General features: G+C 43.8%; 12 protein-coding genes. 2 read left to right on the forward strand and 10 right to left on the reverse strand.

Features of this window, described 5'->3' with window-relative positions; translation table 11 throughout:
- Positions 1-197 precede the first annotated feature (197 nt).
- The 10 genes from MFP28_RS11365 to mnmA all read right to left on the reverse strand — a co-directional run bounded on the left by MFP28_RS11365 (position 198) and on the right by mnmA (position 11,217).
- On the reverse strand, positions 198-920 hold the full coding sequence (locus tag MFP28_RS11365; RefSeq protein ID WP_002907595.1) for an ABC transporter ATP-binding protein: 723 nt from the start codon (positions 918-920) through the stop codon (positions 198-200).
- Positions 920-1,918: an ABC transporter substrate-binding protein gene (locus tag MFP28_RS11370; protein WP_032916131.1), complete on the reverse strand. Its 999-nt coding sequence runs from the start codon at positions 1,916-1,918 to the stop codon at positions 920-922. Before MFP28_RS11370 ends, MFP28_RS11365 begins: the two co-directional genes overlap by 1 nt.
- Before the next feature lie 44 nt (positions 1,919-1,962).
- Positions 1,963-2,742, reverse strand: a complete 780-nt coding sequence (locus tag MFP28_RS11375; RefSeq protein WP_002907598.1) for an ABC transporter permease — start codon at positions 2,740-2,742, stop codon at positions 1,963-1,965.
- A gap of 276 nt (positions 2,743-3,018) precedes the next feature.
- The gene (locus tag MFP28_RS11380; RefSeq protein ID WP_002907599.1) at positions 3,019-3,642 is read right to left on the reverse strand and encodes an HAD family hydrolase; all 624 of its coding nucleotides are present in this window, start codon (positions 3,640-3,642) and stop codon (positions 3,019-3,021) included.
- 96 nt (positions 3,643-3,738) lie between these two features.
- Positions 3,739-4,014: a Veg family protein gene (locus tag MFP28_RS11385; RefSeq protein WP_002907600.1), complete on the reverse strand. Its 276-nt coding sequence runs from the start codon at positions 4,012-4,014 to the stop codon at positions 3,739-3,741.
- A gap of 2 nt (positions 4,015-4,016) precedes the next feature.
- Positions 4,017-5,372 (reverse strand): replicative DNA helicase, encoded by a 1,356-nt coding sequence (gene dnaB / locus MFP28_RS11390; protein WP_002894241.1) that lies wholly within the window; start codon positions 5,370-5,372, stop codon positions 4,017-4,019.
- Between the two features lie 26 nt (positions 5,373-5,398).
- Positions 5,399-5,851: a 50S ribosomal protein L9 gene (gene rplI / locus MFP28_RS11395; protein ID WP_002894242.1), complete on the reverse strand. Its 453-nt coding sequence runs from the start codon at positions 5,849-5,851 to the stop codon at positions 5,399-5,401.
- Positions 5,848-7,869 carry a DHH family phosphoesterase gene (locus MFP28_RS11400; protein WP_002907602.1) on the reverse strand — a complete coding sequence of 674 codons (2,022 nt, stop codon included), beginning with the start codon at positions 7,867-7,869 and terminating at the stop codon, positions 5,848-5,850. Before MFP28_RS11400 ends, rplI begins: the two co-directional genes overlap by 4 nt.
- Before the next feature lie 157 nt (positions 7,870-8,026).
- The gene (gene mnmG / locus MFP28_RS11405) at positions 8,027-9,934 is read right to left on the reverse strand and encodes a tRNA uridine-5-carboxymethylaminomethyl(34) synthesis enzyme MnmG (protein WP_032916308.1); all 1,908 of its coding nucleotides are present in this window, start codon (positions 9,932-9,934) and stop codon (positions 8,027-8,029) included.
- Positions 9,935-10,071: 137 nt separating this feature from the next.
- Positions 10,072-11,217 carry a tRNA 2-thiouridine(34) synthase MnmA gene (gene mnmA, locus MFP28_RS11410; protein ID WP_268682488.1) on the reverse strand — a complete coding sequence of 382 codons (1,146 nt, stop codon included), beginning with the start codon at positions 11,215-11,217 and terminating at the stop codon, positions 10,072-10,074.
- A 273-nt stretch (positions 11,218-11,490) separates the two neighbouring features.
- Between mnmA and sdaAB the strand changes: the two genes are divergently transcribed.
- Together sdaAB and sdaAA are read left to right on the forward strand one after the other, a co-directional pair.
- On the forward strand, positions 11,491-12,162 hold the full coding sequence (sdaAB, locus tag MFP28_RS11415) for an L-serine ammonia-lyase, iron-sulfur-dependent subunit beta (RefSeq protein ID WP_002907606.1): 672 nt from the start codon (positions 11,491-11,493) through the stop codon (positions 12,160-12,162).
- A gap of 8 nt (positions 12,163-12,170) precedes the next feature.
- Entirely contained in the window at positions 12,171-13,043 is an 873-nt protein-coding gene (sdaAA, locus tag MFP28_RS11420) for an L-serine ammonia-lyase, iron-sulfur-dependent, subunit alpha (protein WP_002907608.1), read from the forward strand.
- Positions 13,044-13,064: the final 21 nt, after the last annotated feature.

Genomic DNA, 13,064 nt, shown 5'->3' on the forward strand with positions numbered 1-13,064 from the left:
ACATTTTCGCCCAAACAGCTAAGGCTACTTTTATAGCTGATGTTCTGTTGACGAGCTCCATGCTTTCCTGCTGCTATTTCACACAAGGGCTATTGTACCATGAATAAAGTCAAAAGTAAAGGGACTTATGCAAAAAATCAAGCCAAAAGGCTTGATTGAAGTTGTTTCTTGAAAGCAAAGGAATTCCGACAGTTGCTTCACACTCCCAAAATCCTCAAAGTCTCCTGCTTATATCGCAGCTTCTGCAGTTCCCTATCCTCGCTGTCTGACCAAGTCAGTTGGAGATCTGCAACGATTTGCCCAGGGCGATTTTTCAGAATATAGATACGGTCGCTGAGAGCCAGAGCCTCTTCAATACTATGCGTGATGAGAAGAGTCGTCAGACCCAGCCTACGATGAATGTCCAGATACCAAGCGTGCAGCTCCATCTTAGTCAGCTCATCCAAAGCACTAAAGGCCTCGTCCAGAAGAAATAGCTTGTGGCCGAACATATAGGTCCGCAGCAGAGCCACGCGCTGCCGCATCCCCCCACTCAGCTCATGTGGATACTTGTCTGCCACATCAAAGAGCCCGAACTCCTTCAAAATCTGGGTTGCCTGCTCCGTTGCTTCCTTTTTGGATACTTTTCGGATTAACAGGGGCAAGATGACATTGCCCAACACCGTCTTGTGCTCCAGCAGTAAGTCCTTCTGCAGCATATAACTCACCCGGCCCTTGGGATTTTCCTGCCCGTCTAGGACAATCCTGCCCGATTGGACCTCCAAAATCCCAGCAATCAGATTAAAGAGGGTCGTTTTCCCGACTCCGCTAGGTCCCAAAATCGCTACGACCTGACCTGCTTCTACCTGTAGGCTGATATCTTTCAAAATCTGCTGCTCATCATAAGCATAGCTTACATTTTTAAGTTTAATTTCTGTCATTATTTTATATAGTCGTTGCTAAATCCCTTGTCACTCAAGTCATTGTCCACGATACCCTTATCCTTGGCCCATTTGTAAAAGGCATTCCAACGGCTAGCCTCAAACTGACCCCACTTGTCCTTATCTGATGCATATTGCTCGGACAAATATTTTTGAGAAGCCAAGACAAAGTCACGCTTGTTTTTCAGCTCTGGCGCATGCTTGATTAAAATATCCACCGCTTCTTCAGGGTTCTCCATGGCATATTGATAGCCCTTCTTGATGGCCTGCAAGACCTTCTTCGCTTCGTCCGGATTCTTCTTCAGATAGTCATTATTGGCAATAATCACTGGAGAATAATAGTCAAACTCCTTGACATAGTCCTTCATATAAAAGAAATTAGTGTCCATGCCCTGAGTTTGAGCCATGATGCCGTCCCAGCCATGATAAATCCAGGCTGCATCAAACAAGCCATTTTCAATCGGCGTAATTGAGTTAGAATCGTTGTTAGGAACTTTTTCTACCTCATCAAACTGACCGCCTTGGCTTTCGACCAAGGTTTTGAGCATGCCTAGCTCCACTGGATCATTCCAGGTACCATATTTCTTCCCAGTCAGATCCTTAGGTTCTGTAATACCTGCAGACTTCTTGGAAATAATGCCCGAAGTATTATGCTCTACAATGGCTGCGACTGCTGTGATTTCTGCGCCCTTATCCAGTTTTTTAGCCATGGAGTCCTGGAAGTAAATACCAAAAGGCGCCTTGCCGTTGATAATCAGATCCGAACTGCTATCTTCAGGCGGCAACTTGATATCCACATCCACGCCCGCTTCCTTGAAGTAGCCCTTTTCCTGAGCCACATAAAGGCCGGTATGGTTGGTGTTAGGTGACCAGTCTAGGATAAAATCAATTTTTTTACCCTTGCTTTCAGACGTTGATTTCGACTGACTGCAGGCCGCTAGGCCAATGATTGATACGGCAGCCAAGCCTGCCAACAAGACTTTATAACTTTTTTTCATCATTATCCTCTTTTCTTTATTTGGGAAATAGCAGAGCTGAGCTCCTATTTCCACTTGATGACATATTTTTCACTGACAGCCACCAGCTTCATCCCCAGAAGACTGATAACCGAAACCAATATGATAATAGCAAACATGGTATCATATTGGAAAAGTTTCTTAGACTGAATCATATAAACACCCAGCCCTTCAAAACCGCCCAGCCATTCGGAAACCACAGTCGTGATAAAGGCATAGGAAACACTGACACGCAAGCCCGCATAGAAATAGGGCAGACTGGCTGGAATCTTAAAATGCCAGAGAATCTGCCAGCGATTGGCCTGCATGAGCTCAAAGAGAGTCAAGGTGTCTCGGTCACAATGCCGAAAACCATCCAGAATACTGACGATAATCGGAAAAGTCGTCGTCAAAATAATGAGCACAATCTTGGGCAAAATCCCATACCCCAGCCAGAGAACCAGAATTGGCGCCAAAGCAATAGTCGGAATCGTCTGCACCACGACCATCATGGGGTAGATTAGATCATTGAGCCAGCTCATGCTGTCCATGAGTATAGCTAGTATACAGGCCAAGAAGACGCCCAAGACTAAACCCAGCAAGGCTACTTTTAAGGTCGCCCAGCTATGACTCGCTAGAAATCCAGCATCTCTGATAAAGGCCTGACCGATTTCCAGAGGCGTCGGCAGGATAAACTTGGGCAAGAGCTTGAGCCAGCCCATGACCTGCCAGATGACAAGTACACCCAGCATACCTAAGAGACCAATTTGCTGCCGCATCAGACTTTGTAGTGCTTTCATTAGAATGCTTTTCCTCCCTTCCTGCATTTTAGCGCTGCAATTCTTCAAGATACCACCATTCAATAAAGATAATAAAAGAAAAAGCCTTTTCCGTATATGGAAAAGGCGCACAATACCACTGTTTTTCGGTATGATTCCTACGCTGGCATTACCCAGATCAGGTGCGGTCGAAGCTTACACTTCCTCTCAGACTGTACACAGACTCCCATATATAGGACTATGATAGCGCAATCATCAGCAAATGTCAAGGTTGGAGCTTGGACTCACTACTTTTCAACGATAAGTGAAGCAAACGATCATCAATCAGTCAAACTTTCCTTTCGCAGCCAGCAAAGTCTCCATAGCCCTGATATTCTCTGTCTCGCTTGTGGATAAGATGGTTTCAAAGCCCAATTCAGCTGCCGTATCTAAGTTAGCCTGAATATCATCAATGAAGACGGATTCTACTGGATTCAGATTATATTTTTTCAACAGCTTTTGGTAAATCTCTGCTTCTGGCTTGACGACACCGACTTCTGAGGAAAGGATATAGCCCGACAGCAGTGGGTAAATGGGCAACAAACCAGCTTTTTCAATATGATAAAAAATCTCACAAGTGGTTGACAAGATATAGATTCGATAGCCCTGATCTGCCCATAGCTGAATCTTTTCCTGTAAACCACTGTAAACATGCACAACCTCATACCAGTGATAGAAGATATTCTTAACGGCAGAATGATAGGAGATGTCTAACTGAGCCAGGACTTCCTCACAGGCATCTTTCAAACTCAGATCTCCCTTGTCCGTCTGATGCCAGACACCCGACTCAAAAATGGCCTGCCTAAGGACCTGCCGCTGCTCTTTCTCAGGTTCAAAATATGTCAAGATTTTCTCAGAATTCCATTCAATCAGAACATTGCCCAAATCAAAAACTAAATTTTTAATCATGATGACCACCTGTTTTCTTTGCTTATCATCCTCTATATAAGTCGATTTGACTGAGGAATTGCTTCAAATATAAGTAAAAAGGCCCACTGGACCTTTCTATTCATCAAAATAACGGATGAGGTTCTTTTCTGTCAAAATGTCAGAATAAGTATAAGACTCCACATAGGTATTGGAGATTTCCCCTGGCTGACAGCCTTCATTGGAATATTCCACGATAAACAAAGACGGATAGACTTCAATCAGACGGCCTTGCTTGCTTTTTTGACGCTTACGACCGTTTTCCAGCGTCATCTCAACGATTTGTCCTTCATGCGCCTTGATATCTTCTTTGATTTTTTTCATTTTTGCCACATCTGTAAATGCATCACTCATCTTTATTCGTCCTCTCTTTTGGAAATACTTGAGAATTTATTATACTCTTTCTGGAAAATTAACTCTACTGTACCACGCGCTCCACTCCGGTTTTTCTCGATAATGACTTCAACCTTGTTGTTGGGAATGCCTTCTTCCTCCTCACCGGCTCGATCATAATAATCATCCCGGTAAAGGAAAGCAACGATATCCGCATCCTGCTCAATGGAACCTGATTCCCGAATATCAGACAGTACTGGTCGCTTATCCTGCCGCTGCTCCACACCACGCGAGAGCTGACTCAGCGCAATGACCGGCACCTTGAGCTCTTTAGCCAAGATTTTCAACTGCCGGGAAATTTCCGAAACTTCTTGCTGGCGGTTTTCACGGCCAGTTCCTGTAATCAGCTGCAAATAGTCAATCAAGACCAGGCCTAAATTGCCCGTTTCCTGGGCCAGTTTTCGAGCCCGCGAGCGAATCTCTGTAATCCGAATCCCTGGTGTATCATCAATATAGATACTAGCGTTAGCCAGATTAGCTGTCGCAATGGTATATTTTTGCCACTCTTCATCTGTCAGTTGCCCCGTACGAATGGAATGAGAATTAATCACCCCTTCTGAAGCCAGCATCCGGTCCACCAAGCTCTCCGCCCCCATTTCCAGAGAGAAAATAGCTACAGTCTTATCTAGCTTGGTTCCGATATTCTGAGCAATATTAAGGGCAAAGGCCGTCTTTCCGACCGCTGGCCGAGCCGCCAAAATGATTAATTCTTCCTCATGCAGACCAGTCGTCATCTTGTCCAGCTCACGGTAGCCAGTCGCAATCCCAGTGATATCTGATGTCTGCAGAGACCGAGCCTCCAGATTGCCAAAATTAAGGTTCAGCACATCACGGATATTTTTAAAGCCACTGCGGTTGGCAGTTTCACTGACATCAATCAGAGCTTTTTCAGCTCCGGCAATAATTTCCTCTGACAGACGGTCACCATCGTAGGCTTGATTGATAGACTCTGTCAGACGCGAAATCAGCCGCCTTAGAATGGCCTTTTCTGCAACGATTTTAGCATAGTATTCAGCATTGGCAGAGGTTGGCACAGAATTGACCACTTCCACCAAATAGCTGAGACCGCCGATATTCTGCAAGTCACCCTGGCTGTCCAAAATATTGCGAACAGTCGTTGCATCAATGGCATCGCCGCGGTCAGCCAAGTCAATCATAGCCTTGAAAATCAAGCGATTGGCATACTTAAAGAAGTCAGCAGGCTCGATATACTCACGAACAAAGACCAGTTTGCTCTCATCAATGAAAATGGCTCCTAAAACGGACTGCTCCGCTAAAATATCCTGAGGCTGAGCTCGGAGTTCATCAATCTCTGCCATCGGTAAATCCTTCCTTCAAATCACTATTATCCTTCTTTAACCCGCAAACGAATCACCCCAGTTATATCCTGATAAATTTTCACTGGAACATCTATCAGACCAATGGAGCGAATCGGTGAGTCCACCTTAATATGGCGCTTGTCAATTTTAATGCCAAACTGCTTCTGCAGCTCTTCTGCTATTTTCTTGCTGGTAATAGAGCCAAAGGTGCGGCCGTCCGGACCAACTTTTTCAGTAAATTCAACAAGAGTAGCTTCTTCTGCTAACTTAGCTTTAATAGCCTGAGCTTCTGCCACTAGTTCAGCGTGGGCTTTTTCTTCAGACTTTTGCTTACCGCGCAGCTCACCGATAGCCTGCGCTGTTGCTTCCTTGGCTAAATTTTTCTTAATCAGAAAATTTTGAGCATAGCCAGTTGGCATTTCCTTGATTTCGCCTTTTTTGCCCTTGCCTTTTACATCTGCTAAAAAAATTACTTTCATCCTTTTTTCTCCTCGTCTATTATTACTTCCTCTTTAATGACTTGGTCCATAATTTCTTGATTCAGCGACTGAAGGACCTCAGAAACTGTTTTACCTTCAATTTGAGCTGCCGCCAGATTGAAATGACCGCCACCGCCCAGCTTTTCCATAATTCGCTGAACATTGATCTTGCTGCGACTGCGAGCCGAAATAGACACATAACCTTTGGTATTCTTGCTCACAACAAAAGTGGCTTCAATTCCTGACATGGAGAGCATGGTATCAGCTGCCTTACTGATGACAACTGTATCGTAAGTGTTCTCCTCTGGACCAGCTGCTACAATGACATTAGGCAGAATCTTCTTGCCATTTAAAATCAGCTCATTAATCGCACGATATTCCTCAAAATTCGTAGCTGAAATGTCCTGGATCACAACACTGTCACTGCCCCGAGTTCGTAGATAGCTGGCCACATCAAAGGTCCGACTGGTGACTCGAGATGAAAATCCTTTGGTGTCAAGCATAATCCCCGCCATGAGAATGCTGGCTTGCATCTTACTGAGACGGTTCTTTTTAGAATTCTGGAACTGAATCAGCTCCGTTACCAACTCACTGGCACTGCTAGCCCCACTTTCGATATAGGCAATCACAGCATTTTCCGGAAAGTCTTCATCACGACGATGGTGGTCGACTACGATAATCTGACTGAATTGATCAAAGAAATCCTTAGACAGAGTCAGAGATATCTTGGAGTGATCAACCATAATCAAGAGCGAACGATTGGTCACCATATTTACTGCTTCAGAAAGCGGCACCAGATAGTCAGCCCCTTCCTGCTGGAGCTTTGTAATGGAGCGCTCAATGTCAGAAGCCATTTGGGACGGATCATAAACCACATAAGCTTTCTCAATGATATTACTGGCAAAAAGCTGCATACCAAGAGAAGAACCCAAGGCATCCATATCCAGATTTTTATGTCCGACTATAAAGACCTGATCCACACTCTTAATCTTATCAGAGATTGCAGTCATCATAGCCCGAGTACGGGTACGCGTGCGCTTAACAGCTGACGCCGTTCCTCCACCAAAGAAGATTGGGTTCATATTGTCATTATTTTCTTTGACAACAGCCTGGTCCCCGCCCCGAACTTCAGCTAAGTTGAGGTTGAGAAGAGCGACCCGGCCGATTTCATCATGATTGCCATCACCATAAGAAAAGCCCATACTGAGTGTCAATGACAGCTCTCGATTTTTAGCTTCCGTCCGGAATTGATCAATGATAGAAAATTTATTTTCCATCAGCTGTTCCAGCACTGTGTAATCCGTAAAAAGATAGAACCGATCCATGCCAACCCGACGGTAAAACATGTGAAACTGCTCAGAAAATTCTGCTACGAAGTTGGCCACAAAGCTATTGATATGGCTGATATCTGTGTCAGAAACGACATCTTCCAAATCATCATAATTATCCACCGAGATAATCCCGATCACCGGGCGCGTTGTTACCAGACCAACAGTGGCTTCGTATTCATTGGATGCATCAAAAAAATAAAACACACTGGATGCACGGTCCAAATAAACCGAATATTTCTTGTCTCCAACCGTAGCATAATGACCAGAGTCTGAATAAGCAACCTTCATGATATTCTTGAGCATATCTGCATCAAAATCACCATCTTCGGTTGTAAAAATCAGTTCTGCATAGGGATTAAACCACTCTACATCACCATTATCTTCACTGATTTTAATGACACCAACTGGCATCTTATCCAGCAAGGAAGCGAGGCTTCCTTCTGCTTGATGATTGACATAATGAATCTGCTCAATCTCATCTAGCTCGGATACTCTCTGTTGCTGGATAAAAAGCACAATCAAAAGAGCCAGCACAAGCATGAGAGCAGCTAGCATGGCCAAACTATCACCAAAAAGCCTCAGACAGATGGCTAAGATTATAAAGGAAATTAGACCCGCCATCGCCAAGTGAATTGGGGCAAAACGAAATTTTTTCATCATAGACCTCTTATTCCGCCATTTTACCATAAATCCTAGAAAAAAGCGAATTTCTCCCAATAATCAAAGCATTTAACAATGGTAAAGGAAGCGAAAAATAGTCTTTCAAAGTTTACAATCTTGTCAAGCCCTTGTAAATTTACACAAAAAGGCTGCTTCCCAAAGGAAACTCAGCCTTTTACAAGAGTTACTTCGCTTGATTTTTAGAAATGCTTCTAGACTTGCCTTCTAGGTAAACCATCAAAATAGAAATATCTGCTGGATTGACACCAGAAATACGGCTTGCCTGACCAATTGTTTCTGGATTGATTTTCTTGAACTTCTGTCGTGCTTCTGTCGCAATCGAGTCAATATCATCCCAGTCAATATTAGCTGGAATGCGCTTCTCTTCCATGCGCTTCATCTTTTCAACCTGATCGAGAGCTTTAGAAATATAGCCTTCGTACTTAATCTCTGTCTCAATCAGCTCGATAATCTTTTCATCAAGTTCCTCTGCCGCCGGACCAATAAACTGAACCACATCTTGATAAGACACTTCTGGACGCCGCATAAATTCTTTGGCAGTTACTGCATCCGTCAGAGACTTAAAGCCAAGCTCTTCTACTTTAGCGTTTGTTTCCTTGACAGGTTTTAGTTTGATAGATTCCAAACGCTTCATTTCATTGTCAAATTGATTCTTTTTAATCTCGAAACGAGCCCAGCGCTCATCATCTACAAGACCAATTTCTCGTCCCATCTCTGTCAAACGCATATCGGCATTGTCATGGCGGAGAATCAAACGGTACTCAGCTCGGCTAGTCAAGAGTCGATAAGGTTCTACGGTCCCCTTGGTCACCAAATCATCAATCATGACTCCAATGTAACCATCACTACGCTTCAAAATCAACTCTGGCTTACCTTGGATCTTCAAGGCCGCATTAATCCCAGCAATAATCCCTTGACCAGCGGCTTCTTCATAACCAGAAGTTCCATTGGTCTGACCTGCTGTAAAGAGCCCAGAAATTTTCTTGGTTTCCAAGGTTGCGCGCAACTGGTGAGGCATAATCATATCGTACTCAATGGCATAGCCTGTCCGCATCATTTCGGCATTTTCTAGACCCTTGATAGAGTGAACCAAGTCCTTCTGCACATCTTCTGGCAAACTAGTTGACAACCCCTGCACATAAACTTCTTCTGTATCACGACCCTCAGGTTCTAAGAAAAGCTGGTGGCGTTCCTTGTCCGCAAAACGGACAATCTTATCCTCGATTGACGGGCAATAGCGAGGGCCCACACCCTTAACGATACCTGAAAACATAGGAGCACGATGCAGGTTATTTTGGATAATTTCATGACTTTCTGCATTGGTATAAGTCAACCAACAAGGCACTTGATCTTTCACATAGTCTTCATCACGAGAAGTGTAAGAGAAATGATTGGCTTTTTCATCACCTGGCTGAATCTCGGTCACGTCATAATTGATAGATGACGCCTTAACACGTGGAGGAGTTCCAGTTTTAAAACGACCAATTTCAAATCCTAGGTCACGCAGATTATCTGCCAAAGGAATGGCTGCTAAACTATGGTTTGGACCAGATGAATACTTGAGATCACCAATGATAATTTCTCCCCGCAAAGCTGTTCCAGTCGTAACAATGACAGCTTTAGCTGCATACTCCTGATGAGTTGCCGTTTTAACCCCAATTACCTTACCATCTTCTACCAAGATTTCATTAATCATGGTTTGCCGCAGAGTCAGATTTTCTTGATTTTCGACAGTCTTCCGCATTTCTTTGGAGTAGACTTCTTTATCCGCCTGCGCCCGAAGAGCCCGAACTGCAGGTCCCTTACCCGTGTTGAGCATCTTCATCTGGATATAGCTCTTGTCAATATTCTTGGCCATCTCTCCACCCAAAGCATCTACTTCACGGACGACAATGCCTTTCGCAGAGCCTCCTATAGAGGGATTACAGGGCATAAAAGCCAGCATCTCAATATTGATGGTTGCCAAAAGGACCTTACAACCCATTCGACTAGCAGCAAGCGATGCCTCAACCCCAGCATGCCCTGCTCCAATCACGATAATATCATAACTTTCAGTAAAATTGTGTGACATTTCTTTTTCCTTCATTTTTTCACCAAAAAAGGCCAAATCTCTAGAAGTGCAGGACAAAAAAGCCTGCAACATCCATGAGCTTTGACCATCATAGGTATTGCTTATCTTATTTTAGCAGATTGAGCTGAATTGTCAATCTAAATGTACTGCAAGACTTGACCATTCTTATAAGCTCTGTCAATCAAGCCTCCACCTAGGCACTCATCTCCATCATAGAAGACAACTGCCTGCCCTGGAGTAACAGCCCTCTGTGGCTGATCAAAGTTGACAACTGCCTTGTCACCCTTTACAGTAACTGTCACTTTGGAATCAGGCTGACGATAACGGAACTTAGCTGTACATTCTATAGTAAATTCTTCTGGCATTTCTTTTGTGAAATGAACCTGACTAGCGTCAAGGCTGGTTGACATCAAATTGTCATGGTAAAAGCCCTGACCGACATAAAGAATATTTTGGCTGAGATCTTTTCCAACCACAAACCAAGGCTCATTATCTCCCCCGTGCTGACCACCAATTCCAAGACCACCTCGCTGGCCAATAGTATAATACATCAAGCCAGCATGCTGGCCCATATCTCGGCCTTCCAAGGTCATCATGCGACCCGGCTGAGCTGGTAAATATTGACTCAGAAATTCTTTAAAATTCTTCTCACCAATGAAGCAAATACCTGTCGAGTCTTTTTTCTTAGCTGTAGCTAAACCAGCTCTTTCAGCAATTGCTCGAACTTCTGGTTTTTCTAAATGACCCAGAGGAAACATAGTCTTTTGCAGTTGTTCCTGTGATAGTTGGCTTAGGAAGTAAGTCTGATCCTTATTGTTGTCCTTGCCACGCAGCATGTGAACCAAGCCATCTTGGTCTCTCTTCACCTGAGCATAGTGACCCGTTGCAACGTAATCAGCGCCCAGTGTCAAGGCATAGTCAAGGAAGGCTTTAAACTTGATTTCCTTGTTACACATGACATCTGGATTTGGAGTCCTACCAGCTCGGTATTCCGCCAAGAAGTATTCAAAAACACGTTCCCAGTACTCTTTCTCAAAGTTGACAGAGTAGTAAGGAATGCCAATCTGGTCTGCAACAGCTGCCACATCCTTGTAGTCTTCTGTGGCTGTGCAGACACCAAATTCATCTGTGTCGTCCCAGTTTTTCATGAAGATACCAATTACATCGTAACCTTGCTCTTTCAAGAGCAAGGCAGTTACTGATGAATCGACACCTCCGCTCATACCAACAACGACACGAGTCTTAGAGTTATCACTCATTGTGTTCTCCCATCTTTTCGTTATTTCACGATTGAAGGTCGTGCTGTGCTTCAACGATTGAAGGTCGTTTGAGCAAGCCCTATTATAGCACGAAAAGACTAGGAAAACAAATCAGAAATTTAACTAAAATTAGTAGATGTAAAGAATGTTTACAACGCTGTAAAGTTATTGATTTTCTCTTTTACTTTCCTCTCTAACGAAATTTTATAATATCCACTTTTAATTCATTTAAAAAATCAGCAGAAAGCCCTTAACTTTGTTATAATGAAAATAATAAATTAGCTGCAAGGAGAAATCATGACTTCACTAAGATTTCAATCTGTTTTTGATATTATCGGACCCGTGATGATAGGCCCATCAAGCAGTCATACAGCAGGTGCCGTCCGTATCGGAAAAATTGTCTCCTCCATTTTTAACGATGAGCCTACGGAAGTAGAATTCCAGCTCTTTAACTCTTTTGCCAAAACTTACCGAGGTCACGGAACTGACTTGGCTCTTGTAGCAGGGATTTTAGGTATGGATACAGATGATCCAGAGATTCCTAACAGTCTTGAAATCGCCCATAAACGCGGTATCAAGATTGTCTGGACCATTCAAAAGGATAGCAATGCTCCCCACCCCAATACGACAAAGATTACTGTCAAAAATGACCATAAAACAATCAGTGTGACTGGAGTCTCTATCGGTGGAGGCAACATTCAAGTAACAGAGTTGAATGGCTTTTCAGTATCTCTGAGCATGAATACTCCGACCATCATTATTGTCCACCAGGATGTCCCAGGTATGATTGCCCATGTCACAGAAGCTCTGTCACGCTACAATATCAATATAGCTCAGATGAATGTTACCCGTGAGAAGGCTGGAGAAAAAGCGATTATGATTATTGAAGTTGACAGCCGCAGCTGTGAGGAAGCTATCAATGAAATTCGCAATATTCCTCATCTGCATAATGTGAATTTCTTTAAATAGGAGAAAATATGTTTTATTCCATCAAAGAATTGGTAGAGCAAGCTGACTTGGATTACCAAGGAAATGTTGCTGAATTGATGATTGCTACTGAGTATGAATTAACTGGTCGCGAAAGAGATGAAGTCCTGCGGTTGATGCATCGCAATCTGGAAGTCATGAAAGCCTCTGTCCTTCTTGGACTCGATGAGAGCAAGTCTCGCAGCGGATTGACTGGTGGTGACGCAGCAAAACTTGACCACTATATCCAGTCAGGAAAGGCTTTATCAGACCACACTGTGCTGACTGCTGCAAAAAATGCTATTGCTGTCAATGAGCATAATGCTAAAATGGGCTTGGTTTGTGCAACACCTACTGCCGGCAGCGCTGGCTGTCTGCCAGCTGTTCTTACATCTGCCATTGAAAAATTAGGACTCTCAGAAGAAGAACAGCTAAACTTTCTATTAGCCGCAGGTGCTTTCGGCCTCGTCATTGCCAATAACGCCTCAATTTCGGGTGCTGAAGGTGGCTGTCAAGCTGAGGTCGGCTCCGCTTCTGCTATGAGTGCAGCTGCTTTAGTTCTAGCTGCTGGAGGTTCACCTTTTCAAGCCAGTCAAGCTATTTGTTTTGTCATTAAAAACATGCTGGGCTTGATTTGTGATCCAGTAGCTGGTCTAGTGGAGGTGCCTTGTGTCAAGCGAAATGCCATGGGAGCCAGTTATGCCTTTATTGCAGCTGATATGGCTCTTGCAGGAATCGAGTCTAGAATTCCTGTTGACGAAGTCATTGACGCCATGTATCAAGTTGGGTCAAGTCTGCCTACTGCTTTCAGAGAAACAGCTGAAGGCGGTCTAGCTACAACACCTACAGGACGCAGACTTTCAAAAGAAATCTTTGGGGAATAACCTTGACAAATTTGTCAAGTA

The sequence above is a fragment of the Streptococcus sanguinis genome (assembly GCF_050234405.1).
Classification (GTDB): domain Bacteria; phylum Bacillota; class Bacilli; order Lactobacillales; family Streptococcaceae; genus Streptococcus; species Streptococcus sanguinis_W.